A 20678-nucleotide genomic window follows, 5' to 3' on the forward strand; every position below is an offset into this window, starting at 1 on the left:
AGCGCCGGGCCATGCCCGGCGCTACCGGCCTGGGTGCCTAGTGCGCCCACACGCTGGTATTGCGAACCCCCAGCAGCTTCGGGTTGAACAACGGGTCACGTCCCTGACGCCGGTGATCTTCGTAGTCGCGCAGCGCCGCCAACGCGGGCCTCTGCAGCAGCAGCATGGCGATGATATTCAGCCAACTCATCATGCCTACCCCGATATCACCCAGCGCCCACGCCACTGTCGCACTGTTCATCGCCGAGTAGCCCGTAGCGGCCAGGAACAACAACTGGAAGGTGCCCATCACCCAACCTTGGGGACGATCGCGGAAGAGGTAACTGACGTTGGTTTCGGCCATGTAGTACAGGGCCAGGATGGTGGTGAACGCGAATGGCAGAATCGCCAGTGCGACGAACGACTTGCCGAAGCCGGGCAAGGCCGACTCCACCGCATGCTGCACGAAGCGTGGCCCTGCTTCCACGCCGGGAAGGTTGCCCAGCAGCAGACGCGCCTCATCCGGTACACCGTTCACCGCGGGGTCGTAGACGTTGTAGAGCCCGGTGGAGAGAATCAGGAAGGCCGTCGCGCTGCACACGACCATGGTGTCGATGTACACCGAGAACGACTGCACCAGCCCCTGCTTCACCGGGTGCGACACTTCAGCTGCAGCGGCAGGATGCGCGCCACTGCCCATGCCAGCTTCGTTGGACAGCACGCCACGACGCACCCCCCATTGGATCGCGGTCCCGATCATCGCGCCGAATGCGGCGTCAACACCGAATGCGCTGCGCAGCACCAGGGCGATGACCTCAGGCACGCGCTCGACGTTGAGTACCATCACCACCGCAGTGACCAGCAGGTAAGCCACGGCCATCACCGGCACCACCCATTCGGCGACGCGCGCGATGCGACGCACGCCGCCGAGCAGGATCGCCGCCAACACCACCAGCAGCACACCGGTGGTGACCATCACCGGAACATCCCAGGCTTCGTTCACCGCACTGGTGATGGCGTTGGACTGCGTGCCCGCCAGCATCGCCCCCGCCAGCACCGTGACCAGCGCGAACAGCACGGCGTACCAGCGCTGGCCCAGCCCCTTTTCGATGTAGTACGCCGGGCCACCGCGATACTGGCCGTTGGCATCACGATCCTTGTAGATCTGCGCCAGCGTGGACTCGATGAAGGCGCTGGAGGCGCCGAGGAAGGCGACGATCCACATCCAGAAGATCGCACCGGGCCCGCCGAAGGCAATGGCCATGGCCACACCGGCGATGTTGCCGACGCCGACCCGGCTGGACAGCGACAGCGACAGCGCCTGGAACGGTGAGACGCCGGCGGCGGAGCGCTCGTGGCGGAACATCAGGCGCAGCATGTCCGGCAGCGCGCGCAGCTGGATGAAGCGGGTACGCACGCTGAAGTACAGCCCGGTGAGCAGGCACAGCACCACCAGGTACGGGCTCCAGACGATGCCGAGGATCGCGTTGACGACAGATTCGATGTTCATCGGCGCCTCCTCAGAAGAACATGCCCAGGGCGACCTGGGGGCTGAAGGTGCGGCCGGTGTTGCGCCCGGCCACGGTGAACTCGACGCCGGCGATCAGGCCCAGCGTTGGGCTGAAGTGATACTCGACCGCGGGTGCCAGAGTGACGTTGCGGCTGGCCGGGCGGTGCTCTTCAATGCGTTCGATCTCACCCCTGCCGTTGCGCGCGAAGCCGCTCAGGCGCTGTCCCGTCTCGCGGCTGGCTGCCATTTCCATCACGCCCACCCAGCGTGCGTTGAAGCTGTACTCGGCGCCTACCGACAGGCCCAGCACCGAGCCGCGCGCGATGTGCCCCTGGAAGCTGGCATCGGTGCCATACACGCTGGTGCCGGAAATGGCGGTGCGCGCCGGGGCCGGTCCGGCACTGAGCTGGGCGCGCCAGCGCAACGGACGATCGTTGCCCAGCCACACCACCTGCTGCACGCCCAGCGCGGCCGTGGTGCGCTGCACGCCGTCGCCCTGCGCATCGAGCGCATTGCCGGTGATGCGATCGTGGCTGCCGGTACTGAAGCGCTGCACCAGCGCCACCGACACCGCCGGCCGGGTGCCATCGGCATTGGGCGCCTGCAGCAGGTACTGCAGGCGTGCGGTGGTGTCACCGGCACGGAAGCCACTGCTGCGCGCGCTGCCGGATTCGGAGCGCGAGGCGCTGAGATTGACCTGGCCCATCACCCGGTCGCTGAAGCCGTAGATGATCGGTACCACGGTCGCCCACGCGCCGCTGCGCTCGGCGCTGCGGCGACGATCACCGTTGCCGTCGTAGTGGTCGCGGCTGTCGATCCGCACCAGATAGGGCTCGATGAACCAGTGGCCCTGCGGCAGGCCGGCGGGGTTGGGCGTGATCAGCGGACCGGTGAAGTTGACGCCGTCGAGGCTGCGCTCCGCTGCCTGTACCAGCGGGGGTGCCAGCGAAGCGATTGCCAGCACCAGGCAGGTGCACAGAGTGCGGTGTTGGATGGGACGCATGGAAACCACTCCTGTTCGACGCTGAAAGGAGTTCCACCGTGCGGCGCAGGACATGGCCCAACAATGAGACAAGTTCTAAAATTGTCTTAACTTTCATCAAGCGCGCTTGAAGAGGCACGCGATGACGCAGCCGGCCCGATGTTGAGCCCCCTCGCTGCATCGCGCAGAAAAAACCCGGCCACAAGGGCCGGGTCACGTCATCGACAAGGTGGTAAAGCGACAGGCTCAGCCGGTACGGCGGCTCGCCCACTGCGCCAGCAGCACGGCCGTGGCGGATGCGACATTGAGGCTTTCCACGGCGCCGCTTCCGGGAATGGACACCTGCAGGTCGCACTGGCCGGCAAGGTCGCGGTCCATGCCCTCGCTCTCCGCGCCCATCACATAGACCAGGCGCGACGGCAGCGATGCGCGGAACACGTCTTCGCCGCCCTCGACCAGGGTGGCGGCCAGCCCGAAGCCGGCCGCACGCAGTTGCGCCATCGCCCGCGCGTTGTCCGGCAGCTGTACCAGCGGCACCGATTCGGCGCCCCCTTCGGCCACGCGCGCTGCGGCGCCGGACAGCGCCAGCGTGCTGCCGGCCGGCAGCAGCAGGGCCTTGACCCCGAAGTGCGCGGCCGAGCGCAGGATCGCACCGAAGTTGTGCGGATTGCCGACCCCGTCCAGCCACAGCGCCAGCGCCGGCGCGCCGGCCGGCAGCGTCGCCAGCCAGGCATCCAGCGCCTGTACCGGCGCACGCAGCACGTCGGCCACCAGGCCTTCATGATGGGTGGTCGCGGCCAGCTTGTTGAGGTCACCCTCCTCCACCACGCGATAGCCCACGCGGTTGGCCACGCACCACTTCAGCACCGGCTGCAGGCGCGGAATCAGCGCTTCCACCAGGTACAGCTTGCGCAGGGCCTGCGGGCGCTTGTCGAACAGGGCCTGCACGGCGTTCCAGCCATACAGGCGCAGTTCGTCGTTGCCGCGCCCCGGCGGTGGCGGGGTACCACCCTCACGCGGGGGCAGCGGGGTGGCCCGCGGCGGTCGCGACGACGGGCGGCGGGCGTTCTTCCAGGGATCATTCACTACGGGACAACTCCAGCTTGCGTTGACGCCAGAAATCGGCGTTCTTGATGCCCAGGGCATCGGGGTCGAAGGTCGGATCGAGGCCGAGTTTCTTCTGTCGTTCGTAATCACGCAGGGCCAGCATGGCCGGCTTCTGGATGATGAGAATGGCGATGATGTTCAGCCAGGCCATCAGGCCCACGCCGATGTCACCCAGCGCCCAGGCCAGGGTTGCATTATGGAACGCGCCGAACACCACCATGCCGATGATGCCCAGGCGCAGTACCAGCACGGTCAGCGGGCGCTTCTTGTTGTGGTTGACGTAGGTCAGGTTGGTTTCGGCCATGTAGTAATAGGCCATGATGGTGGTGAAGGCGAAGAAGAAGATCGCAATGGATACAAACGCCGAACCCCAGCCCGGCAGCACCGCTTCCACGCCGGCCTGCGCGTAGCCGGCACCTTCCGGAATGCCGGCCAGGCCCTGGAAGATCGGCGCGGCGCCCGGCACCGGTGAGTACACGTTGTAGGTGCCGCTGGCCAGGATCAGGAACGCGGTGGCGGTGCACACCATCATGGTGTCGAAGTAGATGGCGAAGGCCTGCACGTAGCCCTGCTTGGCCGGGTGCGAGACTTCCGAGGCGGCTGCAGCGTGCGGGCCCGAGCCCTGGCCGGCTTCGTTGGCGTAGATGCCGCGCTTGATGCCCCACTCCACCGCCAGGCCCATCATTGCGCCGAACGCAGCATGGGTACCGAACGCACTCTTGAAGATGATGCCGAACATTTCCGGCACGCGGTCGTAGTTGATGACCATGATGACGATGGCGGTCAGGATGAACGCCGCAGCCATGAACGGCACCACCACTTCGGCGAAGTTGGCGATGCGCTTGACGCCGCCGAAGATCACCACGCCCAGCAGCAGTGCCACCACGATGCCGATACCCAGCTTCAGTGCCTGCACCGATTCCATGCCCAGCGTCTGGCCATCCAGCGGGCCACACAGGGCGGTGCCGCGGCAGGCGTTGATGATGCTGTCGGCGATGGCATTGGCCTGCACGCCCGGCATCAGGAAGCCGGCCGCAATGATCGTGGCGATGGCGAAGACCAACGCGTACCACTTCAGGCCCATGGCCTTTTCGATGTAGTAGGCAGGGCCACCGCGGTAGCGGCCTTCGGCATCCTTGGTCTTGTAGATCTGCGCCAGGGTGCATTCCACGTACGAGGTGGACGCGCCGAGGAAGCCCATCACCCACATCCAGAAGATGGCGCCGGGGCCGCCGAAGGCGATGGCGGTGGCCACGCCGGCGATGTTGCCGATGCCCATGCGGCCGGCCATCGACATGGCCAGGGCCTGGAACGAGGAGACGCCGGCGTCGGACTTCTCACCCCTGACGGTAAGCCGGCACATCTCGAGGAACCCGCGGATCTGCATGAAGCGCGTGCGCAGGCTGAAGAACAGGCCGGCGCCCAGGCACACGAAGATCAGTGCCTTGCTCCAGATGATGCTGTTGATGAAATGTACGGTTGCTTCCACGCTCGCTCTCTCCAGTCGGCGGGTTGTGAGGACGTCCCGTCGGCTGGAGGGGACGGGTCGATTCTCCCTGATCGAAGGCCACTGCGGTAGCGCCGGAAGCAATCCGCCGGGCATGGCCCGGCGCTACCGGCAGCAGCGGCAGCCCCGCGGGTCGCGCCGGGCGGTATCGCCGCGCAGGGTTCCGGCGCGCGGCAGCTTCGCGGGTAGCGCCGGGCCATGCCCGGCAGCGGGTCAAGGCAGCTGCGTGCGCACCCGGGCGAAGCGGCGCAGATCGTGCAGCACGCCGCGCTTGTAGACCGCGCAGCGGTCCACGCCTTCTTCCTGGAAGCCGTTCTTTTCCAGCACCCGCGCCGAGCCGAGGTTGAAGTCGACCACGCCGGCCTGCAGCCTGAACAGGCGCAGCTCGTCCATCACCCACGGCGCGAACAGGCCCACCACGCGGGTCATCAGGCCCCGGCCCCAGTAGGCCTGCCCCAGCCAGTAGCCCAGTTCAGCCATGTGCGCGCGTTCGGCGCTGCCCTGCTGTGCACCGACACTGCCACAGGCCTCACCGCCGATCTCGATGGCCAGGTTCAGGGTACCCGGGGCCAGCACGCGGCCGGCCAGGAAGGCCTCGCCATCGGCGCGCGTGTAGGGATACGGAAAGCGGTCGCGCAGCCCGCGCGAGACCTCGGCGTCGTTGGCATGGCGCAGCAGCGAAGGCAGATCGTCGCTGCACCAGGGCCGCAGCACGAAGCCCTCACCCTGCAGGCGGTAGCCCGGGTCAGGCATGGCCACCCACCGACGGCGACGCCGCCTCCTGGGTCTCCAGTTCGCGCTTCACCGCTTCCGGCGAACGGGTGTACGGGGCCAGCCGCGCGTAGAACGCCGGCACCACGAACAGCGACAGGAACGTGGACAGGGTGACGCCGAAGATGATCACGATGCCGATGGTGCCACGGCTGGCCGAGCCCGGGCCCCCGGCCGCGACCAGCGGGATCGCACCGACCACGGTGGCGATGGAGGTCATCAGGATCGGGCGCAGGCGCACCATCGCCGATTCGATGATCGCCGTGCGCACGCTGCGACCGTCGTCGCGCAGCTGGTTGGCGAATTCGACGATGAGGATGCCGTTCTTCGCCGCGAGGCCGACCAGCATGACGATGCCGATCTGGCTGAACAGGTTAACCGTGCCACCGCTGACCCACAGCCCGACCAGTGCGCCGAGCACGCCCAGCGGCACGGTCAGCATGATGGTCAGCGGATGGATGAAGCTCTCGAACTGCGCGGCCAGCACCAGATACACCACCAGCAGGGCCATGGCGAAGGTCAGCAGCACCGCGCCACCGGCGCTCTGGTACTCACGCGATTCGCCCTTCCAGTTCACCTGTGCGTACTGCGGCAGTTCCTCGCGAGCGACGTCCTGCGCCCAGGCGATGGCCTCGCCCAGTGGGTAGCCCGGCGCCAGGCCCGCGCTGATGGTGATCGAGCGCAGCCGGTTGAAGCGGTTGAGCGTGCCGGCCTCGGCCACTTCACTCAGCGTGACCAGGTTGGACAGCGGTACCAGTTCGCCGGAGGTCGCACGCACGCGGATCGCGGCGAGATCGGCCGGGCTGGCGCGGCCATCGCGGCCGGCCTGGACCAGCACGTCGTACTCCTCGCCGTTGTCGACGAAGGTGGTGACCCGGCGCGAGCCCATCATGGTTTCCAGCGCCGAACCGATCGCGGTGACCGGCACGCCGAGGTCGGCCGCGCGCTGGCGGTCGATGTTCACCCGCATCTGCGGCCGGGTTTCCTTGTAGTCCGAATCCGGACCGACCAGGCCCGGGTTGTCGGCCATGCGCAGCAGGATGCGGTCACGCCACTGCGCGATCTCGGCATATTCCGGCCCGCCCAGCACGATCTGGAACGGCTGGCCGCCGCTGCGCACCAGGCCGCCCCCGACCTGGGTGCGCACGCGCACGCCGCGCATGGTGTCCAGTTCCTTCTGCAGCTCGTCGGCCACTTCCGGCGTGCCTTCACTGCGCTGGCGCCACGGCTGCAGGAAGATGCTGACCCGGCCGGTGTGCATTTCCTCGCTGGCGCCCCAACCCCCCGGCACGCGGGGATTGGCGCGCACGATCGGTTTGTCCGGGCCGACATGCGGCGCCAGCAGCGCCTCCACCTGCTGCACCTGCTGCACGGTGTAGTCGTAGCCGGCGCCTTCGGGGCCGTCGATCATGATCTGGAACGAGCCCCGGTCCTCGGCCGGGGCCAGCTCGGACGGCAGCAGCTTCAGCAGGCCCCAGCTGGCGGCCAGCGCAGCGACCATCACCAGCAGGTAGATCCAGGTGCGGTCGACATGGCGTTCCAGCACGCGACCATAGGCGCCGGCCAGGCGGTCCAGGTTGCGGTTGACCACGCCGTGCAGCCCGCGCGGCGCCTGCCCGGTATGCGGCTTGAGCAGCTTGGAGGCCATCATCGGTGTCAGCGTCAGCGCCACGAAGGCCGACAGCGCCACCGCCGCCGCCAGCGCCACGGCCAGCTCGCGGAACAGCCGCCCGGTGTTGCCTTCCAGGAAACCGACCGGCAGGAACACCGCCACCAGCACGGCGGTGGTGGCGATCACCGCGAACGCCACCTGCGCGGTACCGCGCTTGGAGGCCACCAGCGGCGGCTCGCCCAGATCGATGCGGCGCTGCACGTTCTCCACCACCACGATCGCATCGTCCACCACCAGGCCGATGCACAGCACCAGGGCAAGCAGGGTCAGCAGGTTGATCGAGAAGTCGAAGGCATACAGCGCGATGAACGCGGCGACCAGGCAGACCGGCACCGTCACCGCCGGAATCAGCGCGGCGCGGAAGCTGCCGAGGAACAGCCAGATCACCGCCAGCACCAGGATCATCGCCTCCACCAGGGTGGCGTAGACGCGGTCCACCGCGGCTTCGATGAAGGTGGTGTTGTCGAAGGCCACGAAGATCTGCGTGCCCTTGGGCAGGGTCAGCGCCACCCGCTCGGCTTCAGCGCGCGCGGTGCGCGCCACGTCCAGCGAGTTGGCGGTGGAGGTCTTGACGATGCCCAGGCCGATGCCCGGCTCGCCGTTGCTGCGGTAGTACGCGCGGCGCTCGGCCGAGGCCAGCTCGATCTTCGCCACGTCGCCCATGCGCACCACGTAGCCGTCGCGGCCCTTGCCCAGCGGGATGGTCGCGAAGTCCTCGGGCTTGATGTAGTTGCGCTCCACGCGCAGGGTGAAATCGCGGTCGGTCGATTCGATGCGGCCTGCCGGCAGCTCCACGTTCTCGTTGCGCAGCGCGGTTTCCACATCACCGGTGGTCAGCCCGCGCGCGGCCAGCTGGTCGCGGTCCAGCCAGATCCGCATCGCGTAGCGCTGGCGGCCGCCGATGCGGACCTGGGCCACGCCATCGAGGCTGGAGAAGCGATCGACCACATAGCGGTCGGCGTAGTCGCTCAGCTCCAGCGTGTCCATGGTCGAAGACACCATGTTGAACCAGATGATCGGGTCGGCATCGCTTTCGACCTTGGCGATTTCCGGCGGCCGCGCCTCTTCCGGCATGCGGTCGGCAACGCGGCTGACCGCATCGCGCACGTCGTTGGCCGCCGCTTCGATATCGCGGTTGGAGGTGAACTCGATGCTGACCTGCGAGCGTCCATTGGTGCTGCGCGCGTTGATCGTATCGATGCCTTCGATGCCGGCCAGCGCGTCTTCCAGCACCTGGGTGATGCGGCTTTCGATGACCGCCGCCGAGGCGCCGGTGTAGTCCACCGACACCGAGACGATCGGCGGATCGATGGCCGGCAGCTCGCGCAGGGTCAGGCGGGTGAACGACATCACGCCCAGCACCAGCAGCAGCAGGCTCATCACCACGGCAAACACCGGCCGCTGGATGGAGACGTCGGACAGCTTCATCCGCCGTGGCCCTCCGCGGCAACCGGCGCCGGTGCATCCGCCGGCTGGGCCCCCGTGACCGGGGCCGCGTCCTGCGCGGCCACCTTCAGCCCGGCACGCAGCTTGCCGGTGCCATCGACCACGATGCGCTGGCCCGCTTGCAGGCCCTGCCTGATCTCGACCACACCGGCGCGGCGTGCGCCGGTGGCCACGTCGACGCGCTCGACAGTGTCATCGGCCTTGATGCGGTAAACGAAGGTATCGCGGCCTACCTGCACCACCGCGATTTCCGGAATCACCAGCGCCGGGCGCTCGGGGTGGAACAGGCGCACGTCCAGCAGCATGCCCGGGCGCAGGGCGTGGTCGGCATTGGCGAAATCGGCGCGCACGGTCACCGCGCGGGTGGCCGGATCGATGCGTGCGTCGATGGTGCTGACCACGCCCTCGAAGGTACGTCCGGGCCAGGCCACGCTGCTGGCCTGCACCGCATCGCCGGTGGAAAGCGCAGCCAGTTCGACTTCCGGCACCTGGAAGTCGACATGCATGCGTTCGATGTCATCCAGCGTGGCGATCACCGTGGTCGGCGTCAGCAGCGTTCCGGGGCTGACCTGGCGGATGCCGAGCACGCCGGCGAAGGGGGCGCGGACGCGGCGATCGCCGATGTCCGACTGCATCTGGGCAACGCGTGCCTCGGCGGCGTCGCGGATCGATTTCTGGGTATCCAGCGTGGCGCTGGACACCAGCCGTTGTGCGGCCAGCTCGCGCTGGCGCCGGTACAGCTGATCGGCTTCGCGGAAGGTCGCCTGCGCCTGCACCAGCGCCGCTTCCTGGGCCTGCCCGCGCAGGGTCACGATCGGTGCGCCGGCGGCCACCTGCTGGCCACTTTCGAAATGCACCCGCTCCACGATCTCACTGACCTTGGCGGTCACGCTGATCGACTCGCGCGCCTTGGCCGTACCCAGTGCCTGCAGCGTGTCGTTCCACGGCAGGGACTGCACGACCTGCGCGGTGACCGGCACCGCTTCGCCCTGCCGACGCGCGGCGGCCTCCTGTTTGCCTGCACACCCGGCCAGGGCGGCCAGGCTGAGGCCAAGGGCCAGGGTCGAAGCAAGACGAGCCAACATGAACGGTCCAGAGTGATCCACGGCCGCCGAGTGTAGGCATCCCCCCATGAAAGCGGTATGTGCCAAGCGTTTACCGGCGTGGAACCGGCCCCGCGATAGCGCCGTCAACCGCATCCATGCAAGGCTGCCAACGGCGATGTCGGCGTATGTCGGGATGTATCGCCCGCCCCTGCGGCGGTCGCTGCCGTCGCAGCGTCGATGCTGTCCGGCCCGCCGCGTCGGGTGGGGGGCGGATCCTGGCGCGGATCCGGCCCCGTTTTTTTTGCCCGGCGCATGACGGTAGCGCCGGGCCATGCCCGGCGGATCAATACCGGTAGTTCAACTTCATCCAGACGCTGCGCCCGGGCTCGTTGATCCGCACCGGATCGGCCGGGAAGCCGAAGTCGGCGCTGCCGGCCAGATTCAGATGCTCGCTGTAGGCGCGGTCGAACAGATTGTCGACACCCGCGCTGAGCTGCAGCTGCGAACTGAAGCGGTACGCCGCATTGAGCGCGAACGTGGCGAAACCCGCACTGGGCCCGAGATCCTGCGCGACCACGTTGCCCTGGCCGTCAGCCACACGCTGCTGGTGGGTGACCGCACGCAGCAGCGCACCGGCACTCCAGCGCTGGCCTTCCCAGTTCGCACTCAGGCGCGCCTCCAACGGCGGCATCTGCGGCAGCGGACGCTGCTGGTCGCGGTTCTCGCCCCAGGCATAGGCCAGGGTGCCGCCCAGCGTCCACTGCCCGGCCAGCCTCGCCTCCAGGCCCGCCTCGGCACCGGCGATGCGCGCATCGATGTTGCTGGCCTGGCTCATGCCCATCATGCCGCTGCCGTGGTAGGTGAACAGGATGTAGTCCTGGATCTGACCGGCGTAGGCGGAGACCCAGGCCTGCACACGCGGCCCCTTGTACTGCAGGCCGACATCGAGCTGGGTGGTGCGCTCGGGCTGCACGCCGGTGAACGCGTTCGCTGCACCGCCCGGGCCGCGGTCGGGCGAGAACAGCTCCCAGTAGTCGGGCATGCGTTCACTGTGGCCCAGGCCGGCGTACCCGGTCAGGCCATCGGCCAGGTCCTGCTCATAGCGCAGGAAGCCGCTGCCGAGCCATTCCCTGCGCGTCTGCCCGGCACTGGGATTGGGCCGGTCGCCCATCATTCCGCGGATCGACTGCCGCGCATCGCGGGCGCTGGCGCGATCGATGCGCAGCCCGCTGATCCAGCGCTGCCCGGTGCCGGCGCCGAGGGTCAACTCGCTGAACACCCCATGGCGACGGAACTCCGCATCGGTCTGCCACGCTGCCTGCCGGTAGGTATCGCGGCCCATGCCCATGCGGCCACGATGGCGGCTGTCCTCGCCATCCACGCCGGCCACCAGCAGCACCTCCTGCCAGCGCCACTCGGCACTGATCCGGCCGCCCTGGGTGCGGCGGTCCACGTTCGAAGCCATCGGCATCGGCATCATGCTGTGCGGGTTCGGCGTGCGCAGCGTGTAGTTGTCCATCACGTGGTCGGCCTCGTTGTAGTACACGTTGGCCTGCAGCGTGTCCCACGCACCCGGCAGATTGCGCTTCTCGAAGCGCGCCGCGTAGCTGGTGCGTTCGAACGCCGCCCCGTCCATGCCACGGCCCGCGTAACGCGCGATGGCATCGCCGGCCCCGGCGGAGATTTCCAGCAGGGTGTCGGCATCCGGCGTCCAGCCGATGGCCACGTCGCCATTCCACTTGCGCCACTTCGACGGCACCACGTCACCGTGGCCGTCGGTGTAGTCATCGGCTTCGGAACGGTTGCCGCTGGCGCGCACATAGCCGGTCGGCTGGCCCAGGGTCAGGTCCAGCACCTGGTCGTTGCGGTTGCGCGAGCCAACCAGCGCGCTGGCGTCGGCACGCAGGCCCGGTTGCTCGAAGCGCGGCGTATCGCGCTCGAAACGCACGGTGCCGGCCGAAGCGCCTGCGCCCCAGCGCACGCCCTGCGGCCCCTTGATGATGGTCAGCCGGTCGAAGCTCTCCGGCGCGATGTAGGACAGCGGATTGTCCATGCGCGACGGGCAGGCACCGATCAGGTTGCCGTCATTGCTGAGGATGTTCAGGCGCGAACCGAACATGCCGCGCAGCACCGGGTCACCGTTGGTGCCGCCATTGCGGACGGCGGAGAAGCCGGGGACGGTCTTCAGGTAATCGGCACCATCGCTGGCGGGCACCGGCTGCCGCGGCAGGCGCGGATCGGTCACCCAGTGCAGCGGCGAAGACGGCGCGGCGGCGGTGACCACCATGGTGTCGAGGGTGCGCGCCTGTTCGGCGGGCGCAGCACGGGCCAGTGACGCGGCCACGGCCAGGCCGAGGGCAACCGGCAGGCGCGCACAGGCGCCCGCGGGGCGGGAAGTCATTTTCATCGGAACAGCTCCAGGGTACGCACGCGCGCACGGCGCCTGCTCAGGCGTCGTGCGGCAGATTCATGGGGACATCAGCGGACGATGGAGAAACGCGGCGGTCCACGCGCGGCATGCGCCGGCCAGCGCAGCGCGGGCAGTACCTGCTGTGACCACGGGAACGCCAACCGCGGCCGCCACAGCAGCGGCAACAGCAGCACCAGCACCGCCAGCCACGGCAGCAGGCGCATCGCCAGCACGCAGTATTCGCAGGCGTCGCCGTGCATGGCGTGGGGGTCGACCGGGCGATCGGGCGCTGCCGGCGCAGCATCGTGCTGATGGTGGCCGGCCATGGCCATGGCGTGCATGTCATGGCCCATGGCGGCGTGGTCCATGCCTGCCATCGCGGCGTGCTCCATCGGCTGCGCCTGCAGCGCGCGGCTGACCAGTGGCGCAAGCACCATCAGCAGCGTCGCCAGGACGGCGAGCTGGAGCAGAAGGCGCTGCGGGCGGGACAGGCGGGTCACCCCGTTAGTTTAGAGCCGGGTCCAGGGTTGCCCGTGCGACGAACCGTCGCAGGAGGGGGTTTATCGGCAGGGCGGCGCCCTGCACCTGCTACGAGCTGGAGCAACAGCAACAGCAGAAGCGAGCTTTCTGGGGGATGGCGGATCTCCGCGATCTGCAGTAGATCCGCGCCATGCGTGGATGAATCTCCATCGGAATCGACTATTTCGAATTGGAATCGAAACGCATCCACGCATGGCGTGGATTGCCGTGTCGACCAAGGTCGACACCTGCCAACAGCCGCCGGAATCTGTCAGCGGTGGGGCGGTGTGGGCAGGCAGGACCGTTGGCGCCATGAATGGCGCCATCGAGCCTCCATGGATGGATTCACGGCGTGTCCTGCCTGCCCACACCGCCCCGCCACCCCACGGAAAGCACGCTTCTGCTGTTGCTGTTGCCGTTGCTTGAATGTCGTAGCAGGTGCAGGGCGCAGCCCTGCCGACCCCCACCCCTCAGACCGTGATGGTCTGGGTCAGTGACTCCCAGGTCGGCGGTACCGGCCACGCGGCCGCCTGGTTGCCATCCAGCACCCGCCGCAGGTCGCGCGGGTCGATCTGCGGCGCCAGCACATGCACCAGCTCCAGCGCATAGTCACGCAGCACCCGGTCGCGCGGCAGCACCGCCCACGCGATGCACTCGGTGATCGGCGCCGGTGCCGGCCAGACCTGCAGGTCTTCGTCGGCGGCGCTGATCGCCATCTCCGCCAGCAGCCCCACGCCCAGCCCGGTACGCACATAGGTCTTGATCAGGTCGGCATCCAGCGCGGTGAGGGCCAGATCAGGCACCAGCTGGTTGGCCGCGAACGCGCGCTGCAACGAAGAGTTGGGCCGGGTGGACGATTCGTAGCTGATCAGCGGCTGCCTGGCCAGCGCTGCCAGGTCCGGTGCACGACCGGCGCGGGCCAGCGGGTGGCCCTTGGGCACCACCACCAGCCGACGCCAGCGGAACAACGGCACCGCAATGCCATCGCTGGGCTCGGCGCCCGCGGTGCTGATGATGGCGATATCCGCATCGCCCTGGTTCAAGCGGTCCAACGCGTCGGCTTCACCGGCCTGCTGCAGATGCACGCTGACCTGCGGGTAAGCCTGCTTGATACGCGCCACCGCCGGCGGCAGCACGAAGCGGGCCTGGGTGTGGGTGGTGGTCAGGATCAGCTGGCCCTGGCTTTCACGCCGCTGGTTGGCCGCGTAGGTGCGGATGTTGTTGGCTTCGGCGAGCACCGCGCGGGCGCGGCTGATCACTTCGGTGCCGGCCGGGGTGACCGACTCCAGGCTGCGCCCCTTGCGCACGAACAGCAGAAAGCCGAGCTCGTCCTCCAGCTGCTTGAGCTGCTTGGACAGCCCCGGCTGGGTAGCGTGCACGCGCGAGGCCGCGAGCGTGATGTTCAGCTCGGCGTCGGCGATGGCAACCAGGTAGCGCAGCTGGGTCAGCGTCATGACAGGCGGGGTGGCGGAGGCGGTAGTCCACTCTAGGGTCAATTCCCGTCACCAGCTTATAACCAAAGGTTGTTTAAGAAAGGCATCTGGTCATTTCCGGGCGTCATATGCCGGCGTTACGGTCAGCCGGCAGCCGCTGGCCTGCCTGCCAGCCCCCTCTTCCCGCCGCTCCCGACCCGGCGCGGCCCGTTTCCGGAGCGCCATCATGGCCCTGTACGACTCCATCCTCGATACCGTCGGCAACACCCCCATCGTCAAGCTGCAGCGCCTCGCTCCGCCGCAGGTCAGCCTCTATGCGAAGGTCGAATCGTTCAACCCGGGTGGCTCGGTGAAGGACCGGCTGGCGCTGGCGATCATCCTCGACGCCGAACAGCGCGGGCTGCTCAAGCCGGGCGACACCATCGTCGAAGCCACCTCCGGCAATACCGGCGTGGCACTGGCGATGGTCGCCGCGGCACGCGGCTACAAGTTCGTGGCGACGATGGTCGAAACGTTCTCGGTGGAACGACGCAAGCTGATGCGCGCGTACGGCGCCAAGGTGATCCTGACCCCGGCGGCGGAACGTGGCAGCGGCATGGTACGCAAGGCGCGCGAGCTGGCCGAGCAGCATGGCTGGTTCCTGGCCAGCCAGTTCGCCAACCCGGCCAACCCGGCCTACCACCGCAACACCACCGCCGCGGAGATCCTGCGCGATTTTGCCGGCCGGCGGCTGGACGTCTTCGTCAGCGGCTGGGGCACCGGCGGCACCCTCACCGGTGTTGGCGAGGTGCTCAAGGTCGCCCGGCCCGATACCCGCATCGTCGCCACCGAGCCTGCCGGTGCCGCACTGCTGAAGGGCGACGACTGGAAGCCCCACAAGATCCAGGGCTGGACGCCGGACTTCGTGCCGGACGTGCTCAACCGCGCGGTGGTCGATGAACTGGTCACCGTGGACGATGACCGCGCGATTGCGACCGCGCGTCGGCTGGCGGCCGAAGAAGGCATCTTCGTGGGCATCTCGGCCGGCGCCACCGTGGCCAGCGCGCTGGACGTCGCCGCCCGCGCCGAGCCCGGCGCGGTGATCCTGGCAATGCTGCCGGATACCGGCGAGCGCTACTTCTCCACGCCCCTGTTCGCCGATGTCAACGAAGGCTCCGACGACGACTGGCTGGCCGGCCTGCCCTGATCGCTGCGTTGTCGATGACAGCGGGATGACGCCCACCCTCGCGGTGGGCGTTCTCGTCTGGGCGTTGCTGTCCTCGCATGTTCATCCGGGCGTTGCCGCGCACGGCGGACAGCGGTGTCGTGCAGACGCAGGCCGACCGGCCCGGCGGCCTTCGATCCGGCCGCCCGGTGATCGCTTCAGCCTGCGTGAAGGCGGCGCCCGCCATCGTGCGTGAAGGCCGGAAATCGCAGCGCGTGAGACGGTCATGACACAGCATGGATGCCCTGCCCTCTAAGGTATGGGTGCAGCCAGCGCGGGGTATGGCGCGCAACAACAACAGGCAGGAGACGGACGCATGAAGATCGAAGTGTGGCAGGGCGACATCACGACCCTGGCGGTGGATGCGATCGTCAACGCGGCCAATGAATCACTGCTCGGCGGCGGCGGTGTCGACGGTGCGATCCACCGCGCCGCCGGCCCCGCCCTGCTGGCCGAATGCGAGCGCCTGCCGGAGCTGCGGCCGGGCGTGCGCTGCCCCACCGGGGAAGTGCGGGCCACCCAGGGCCATGCCCTGCCGGCCCGGCACGTGCTGCACACCGTGGGCCCGGTCTGGCACGACGGCCACCGTGACGAGCCGGCGCTGCTGGCCAACTGCTACTGGAAGTCACTGCAGCTGGCCGAATCCCTCGGCGTGCAGTCGATTGCGTTCCCGGCGATCAGCTGCGGGGTGTACGGCTACCCGCTGTACCAGGCAGCGCAGGTTGCCGTTACTGAAACGCTGGCCTGGCAACGCAGCCACGCGCAGCCGATGCGGATCGTGCTGGTCGCATTCAATACCGCGACGGCCAAGGCCTACCAGCAGGCGCTGGCGGCAGCGGGCCAGCCGGTCGACAGCGAGCGCGCCGCGCTGCTGCCCCCGTTGGGCAATGCCGGGTTCGCAGCGGCGCATTGAGCTCCCCGCGAGCGAATGAACAGGCCGGGCACCGCCCGGCCTGTTCCGTGTTCCCGACGTGCTGGCCGGCGTGGCCAGGTACCGGCTCAGTCCACTTCGGCAGCCGCGTCGGCGGTCGCGGCAGCGGCAGCGGCAGCGGCCGCAGCGTCGCCCGCGCTGGCGCCGTCGATCTGCACACGCATTTCAACCATGGCCTGCTCGTCACTGAGACTGGATACCTCGACGGTGTAATGACCGGCCGGCAGCGATTCCTGCAGCCGCGCATTGGTGTCGCCACCGCCATCGTCATCCACCCGTTCCAGATCCCCATTGACCAGGCGCAGCACCGTGTCGACCTGGCTGGAGATTGCGTCCAGTCGCACATCGGCCGGGCGATCCAGGCTCAGCAGGAAGCGCCGGCGACCCTGGCTGTCGAGCATGGTGAACACGCTGCCGGAGGTCGGCAGGGACGTACCGTCGCGGCTGACCATGTTGGCCGGCAGTTCGGTGCTGCGGGCAGTCAGCTTGAACGCGCCGGTGGCGCGCTCGCCCAGGCTGCGCACACTCAGCGTGTAGCGACCCGGCTCCAGCGGCAGGCTGAGGCGCGAATGGGTGCTGTCGCCACCGTCGTCATTCTCGACCACGACCCCCTTGCCTTCGAGCTTCAGCACCGTGTCGAAGGCGTCCGACTCCAACCGGATCTCGTACAGGCCGGCCTTGTCCACCTGCAGGGTGTAGTCCTGTGATCGGGACGCGAGCAGGTCGAGGATCTCGCCACCGGAGGTGATCGGCTTGCCGTTGTACGGCACGAGCTTTTCCACGCGCAGGCGGTAGGGACCGAAGGCGGTGGGGCCGTTGGCGTTGACCGCGATCTGGTAGATGCCGGCGCCGGTGCTGCGGAACGCCAGTGCGACGTCTTCGCTGCGCTCGTCGCCCGGACTGCTGCTGGCGACCAGGCTGCCGTCGTTGAACACGGCAATCGAACCGCTCAGTGCGCCGGTCAGCTTGATGCCGACCAGTGCCTTGTCCTCCAGCTTTATCTGGTACAGCTGATGGTGGCTGCCATCGTTGAAGTTGATGCCGCTGCGCGAGGTGATTTCACCCGATACCGGCTTGTCGAACTCCAGCGAGGGCGCCTTGCCGCTGTCGGCGCTGCCGCCCATCCGGTTGCAGCCGCCGACGGCGAGCACCGTCGCCACGGCCAGCGTGAGTGCTGCGATACGCATGTGTTCTTCTCCCTGGCCATCCCTGTAGTCCCCGCGCACTGGCCTGGCGCGCGGCAACGATACCGGCAAAAGCAAACGCCGGCAGAATGCCGGCGTCGCCCTGTCGGTTCATGCGGTGCAGCGGCCGATCAGCCGTTCCACTTGCCCAGCGCAGCCAGGCCGTTTTCCTTGGCACGCTCGTAGACGGTCTTCTGCGCGGCAGCGTAGTTGCCCTTCATGTCCTTGCCCCACAGCTTCAGCGCTGCCTGCTGCATGGCACGGCCATAGGAGAAGCTCAGCGGCCACGGCAGGTTGCCCATCTGGTTCATGGCATTGAGATGCGCGGTGGACTGCTCATCGCTCTGGCCGCCGGACAGGAACACCACGCCCGGCAGGATCGCCGGCACCGTGCTCTTGAGGCACATCACGGTCGACTCGGCCACTTCCTCGACGTCGGCCTGCTCATCGCAGCCCTTGCCGGAGATGACCATCGACGCCTTCAGGATGGTGCCTTCCAGCAGCACGTTCTGCTGGTACAGGGCGTCGAACAGCGAACGCAGGGTGGCCTCGGTGACTTCGTAGCAGGTCTCGATGTCGTGGTCACCGTCCATGATCACTTCCGGCTCGACCATCGGCACCAGGCCACATTCCTGGCACAGCGCGGCATAGCGGGCCAGCGCATGGGCGTTGGACTCGATGCAGGTGCCCGACGGAATGCTCTCGCCGATGTTGATGACCGCACGCCACTTGGCGAAGCGTGCACCCAGCTTGTAGTACTCCTGCAGGCGCTCACGCAGGCCGTCCAGGCCTTCGGTGACCAGCTCGCCCGGGCAGCCGGCCAGCGGGTGCGCGCCCTTGTCCACCTTGATGCCCGGGATCATGCCGTGGTCGGCCATGTACTTGGCGAACGGCACGCCGTCCTTGGTCGACTGGCGGATGGTCTCGTCGTACAGGATCGCGCCGGAAATGTGCTCGTTGAGCTTCGGCGTGGTCAGCAGCAGTTCGCGGTAGGCGCGACGGTTCTCTTCGGTGTTCTCGATGCCCACGCTGGCAAAGCGCTTGGCGATGGTACCGGTGGATTCGTCGATCGCGATGATGCCCTTGCCCGGGGCAACCATGGCCTGGGCGGTTTCAGCCAGCTGTTCGATGCTCATGTACTTCCTGTGGCGGGTGCGGGAAAAACGTAAGTATAGCCCCGCCACCCCGTTACCTCGACGTGGAGGCCAGGGTGGAAACGATTCCAAGTCCACGCGGGACATGAAATGGCCCATGCGGACCGGGCCTGTCCCCTGCACGCGCTGTGCCTGGACAGCCGCCTCCTGGGCCAGGAGGCGGCTGCGCGCATGCGCGGGGCCTCCGCTTACAGGTCGCCCAGGCCGCTGGCGCGGCCGTCTTCGCCCACTTCCAGCAGGCGCAGGGTGTTGGTCGCGCCATGGGTTTCCATGTGTTCGCCGCTGGTGAACACCACGCGGTCGCCGGCCTGCAGCATGCCGCCTTCCACCAGCAGGCGGATGCTGCCGCGTGCTGCTTCACGGGGGGTGAAGCCACGGCTGTCGAAGTTGATCGGGAACACATCGCGCATCAGCGCCATCTGCCGGCGCGCGCCATCATGGCGGGTCACTGCGAACACCGGTGCCGACGCGCGGAAACGCGACAGGTAACGCGCGGTGCCGCCCGATTCGGTCATCGCTACGATCGCCCGCACGCCCACGTGCTGCGACAGGAACATGGTGGCCATGGCAATGGCCTGGTCGGCGCGTTCCAGGTTGCGCGGCGAGGCGCCGAAGTCGGTCTCGGTCTGGAACTGGCGTTCGGCCCCCAGGCAGATGCGCGCCATCGCTTCGACCGCCTTGACCGGATACGCACCGGCCGCGGTTTCGGCCGACAGCATCACCGCATCGGTACCGTCGATGACCGAGTTGGCGACGTCCAGCACTTCGGCGCGGGTCGGGATCGGGCTTTCCACCATCGACTGCAGCATCTGCGTGGCCGTGATCACCACCTTGTTCTGCGCCAGCGAGGCCTTGATGATCTTCTTCTGCAGGCCCGGCAGTTCGGCGTCGCCGATTTCCACGCCCAGATCGCCGCGGGCCACCATCACCACATCGCTGGCATCGACGATCTCTTCCAGGTTCTCGATGGCCTCGGTGCGCTCGATCTTCGACACCAGCGCGGCATGGCAGCCGTGCGATTCGGCGATCGCGCGGGCATCGTTCATGTCCTGCGCATTGCGGCAGAACGAAACGGCGATGAAGTCCACGCCGATCCTGGCGACGATGCCGATCAGTTCCTTGTCGCGCTCGGTCAGCGCGCCCAGCGACAGGCCACCGCCCTGCTTGTTCAGGCCCTTGCGGTCGGACAGCGTGCCGTCGTTGAGCACGGTGTTGATGATGCGCTCACCCTGCACCTCCACCACCTGCAGCTGCATCAGGCCGTCGTCGAGCAGCAGCACGTCACCGGCGCTGACATCCTGCGGCAGGCCGAGGTAGCTCACGCCCACCTGGGTGGCATCGCCAGGGCCGGCATCGGTGCTGGCAATCAGGTCGAAGCGGTCGCCCGCCTTGAGCTGCACCTTGCCTTCGGCAAACCGTTCGATGCGGATCTTGGGGCCCGGCAGGTCGGCCAGGATGCCCACTTCCACGCCCACCCGCTGCGCCGCGGCACGCACGTCGGCGGCGCGCTTGGCCTGGCCGGACGGGTCACCGTGGCTGAAGTTGAGGCGCACCACGTTGACGCCGGCGCGGAACAGATCCTCCAGCACGCCCGGCGGATCGGTGGCCGGACCGAGGGTGGCAAGGATCTTGGTGCGACGCTGACGCTCGAACATGATGGATGGGCCTCTCCCGTTAAAGCACGGAAATTAGCACATCCTTCACGTCCCATGTATACGGTTACAGCCTTGTGCTGCCTGACTCTGCGGGACATCGCACGGACATGTTCCGGACATACGCTGGTCGATGGCAGCCGAAGCGCCGCCGGGCGAGCGGCATCACGC

15 protein-coding genes are annotated in these 20678 nt (G+C 68.1%); 2 read left to right on the forward strand and 13 right to left on the reverse strand.

Translation table 11 applies throughout. The annotated features are described in order from the left end of the window. Positions 1 to 37: 37 nt before the first annotated feature. From Q5Z10_RS17185 to Q5Z10_RS17230, 10 genes are all read right to left on the reverse strand, one after another. Positions 38 to 1489: an alanine/glycine:cation symporter family protein gene (locus tag Q5Z10_RS17185; RefSeq protein ID WP_303636577.1), complete on the reverse strand. Its 1452-nt coding sequence runs from the start codon at positions 1487 to 1489 to the stop codon at positions 38 to 40. Between the two features lie 10 nt (positions 1490 to 1499). Continuing rightward, complete coding sequence (locus Q5Z10_RS17190) at positions 1500 to 2492, reverse strand: hypothetical protein (RefSeq protein ID WP_303636578.1); 993 nt, start codon at positions 2490 to 2492, stop codon at positions 1500 to 1502. Positions 2493 to 2717: 225 nt separating this feature from the next. Further along, complete coding sequence (locus tag Q5Z10_RS17195) at positions 2718 to 3557, reverse strand: TrmH family RNA methyltransferase (protein WP_442758925.1); 840 nt, start codon at positions 3555 to 3557, stop codon at positions 2718 to 2720. Beyond that, positions 3550 to 5067 carry an alanine/glycine:cation symporter family protein gene (locus Q5Z10_RS17200; RefSeq protein ID WP_303636579.1) on the reverse strand — a complete coding sequence of 506 codons (1518 nt, stop codon included), beginning with the start codon at positions 5065 to 5067 and terminating at the stop codon, positions 3550 to 3552. Before Q5Z10_RS17200 ends, Q5Z10_RS17195 begins: the two co-directional genes overlap by 8 nt. A gap of 231 nt (positions 5068 to 5298) precedes the next feature. After that, positions 5299 to 5838: a GNAT family N-acetyltransferase gene (locus Q5Z10_RS17205; protein WP_303636580.1), complete on the reverse strand. Its 540-nt coding sequence runs from the start codon at positions 5836 to 5838 to the stop codon at positions 5299 to 5301. Beyond that, positions 5831 to 8956: an efflux RND transporter permease subunit gene (locus Q5Z10_RS17210; RefSeq protein WP_303636581.1), complete on the reverse strand. Its 3126-nt coding sequence runs from the start codon at positions 8954 to 8956 to the stop codon at positions 5831 to 5833. Before Q5Z10_RS17210 ends, Q5Z10_RS17205 begins: the two co-directional genes overlap by 8 nt. Next, positions 8953 to 10059 carry an efflux RND transporter periplasmic adaptor subunit gene (locus Q5Z10_RS17215; protein ID WP_303636582.1) on the reverse strand — a complete coding sequence of 369 codons (1107 nt, stop codon included), beginning with the start codon at positions 10057 to 10059 and terminating at the stop codon, positions 8953 to 8955. The genes Q5Z10_RS17210 and Q5Z10_RS17215 overlap by 4 nt, the downstream gene beginning before the upstream one ends. Before the next feature lie 304 nt (positions 10060 to 10363). Next, complete coding sequence (locus Q5Z10_RS17220; protein WP_303636583.1) at positions 10364 to 12427, reverse strand: TonB-dependent copper receptor; 2064 nt, start codon at positions 12425 to 12427, stop codon at positions 10364 to 10366. Positions 12428 to 12498: 71 nt separating this feature from the next. Next, positions 12499 to 12930 carry a DUF2946 domain-containing protein gene (locus tag Q5Z10_RS17225; protein WP_303636584.1) on the reverse strand — a complete coding sequence of 144 codons (432 nt, stop codon included), beginning with the start codon at positions 12928 to 12930 and terminating at the stop codon, positions 12499 to 12501. A gap of 489 nt (positions 12931 to 13419) precedes the next feature. After that, positions 13420 to 14403 (reverse strand): LysR family transcriptional regulator, encoded by a 984-nt coding sequence (locus tag Q5Z10_RS17230; protein WP_303636585.1) that lies wholly within the window; start codon positions 14401 to 14403, stop codon positions 13420 to 13422. A 205-nt stretch (positions 14404 to 14608) separates the two neighbouring features. On the opposite strand from Q5Z10_RS17230, the gene cysK reads away from it, so the two are divergent. Together cysK and Q5Z10_RS17240 are read left to right on the forward strand one after the other, a co-directional pair. Continuing rightward, a complete protein-coding gene (gene cysK, locus Q5Z10_RS17235) occupies positions 14609 to 15568 on the forward strand; it encodes a cysteine synthase A (protein ID WP_303636586.1) in 960 nt (319 codons plus the stop codon). Positions 15569 to 15902: 334 nt separating this feature from the next. Continuing rightward, positions 15903 to 16499, forward strand: a complete 597-nt coding sequence (locus tag Q5Z10_RS17240; RefSeq protein WP_303636587.1) for an O-acetyl-ADP-ribose deacetylase — start codon at positions 15903 to 15905, stop codon at positions 16497 to 16499. Between the two features lie 86 nt (positions 16500 to 16585). On the opposite strand, the gene Q5Z10_RS17245 is transcribed toward Q5Z10_RS17240, so the two are convergent. The 3 genes from Q5Z10_RS17245 to pyk form a co-directional block, all read right to left on the reverse strand. Then, positions 16586 to 17704, reverse strand: coding sequence for an ABC transporter substrate-binding protein (locus Q5Z10_RS17245; RefSeq protein ID WP_303636588.1), 1119 nt, complete (start codon positions 17702 to 17704; stop codon positions 16586 to 16588). A 128-nt stretch (positions 17705 to 17832) separates the two neighbouring features. Continuing rightward, positions 17833 to 18837: a class I fructose-bisphosphate aldolase gene (locus tag Q5Z10_RS17250; RefSeq protein WP_303636589.1), complete on the reverse strand. Its 1005-nt coding sequence runs from the start codon at positions 18835 to 18837 to the stop codon at positions 17833 to 17835. Between the two features lie 206 nt (positions 18838 to 19043). Next, positions 19044 to 20510, reverse strand: coding sequence for a pyruvate kinase (pyk, locus tag Q5Z10_RS17255; protein WP_303636590.1), 1467 nt, complete (start codon positions 20508 to 20510; stop codon positions 19044 to 19046). Positions 20511 to 20678: the final 168 nt, after the last annotated feature.

Origin of the sequence: Stenotrophomonas sp. 704A1 (assembly GCF_030549525.1) — a bacterium.
In the GTDB taxonomy this organism is placed as follows: domain Bacteria; phylum Pseudomonadota; class Gammaproteobacteria; order Xanthomonadales; family Xanthomonadaceae; genus Stenotrophomonas; species Stenotrophomonas tuberculopleuritidis.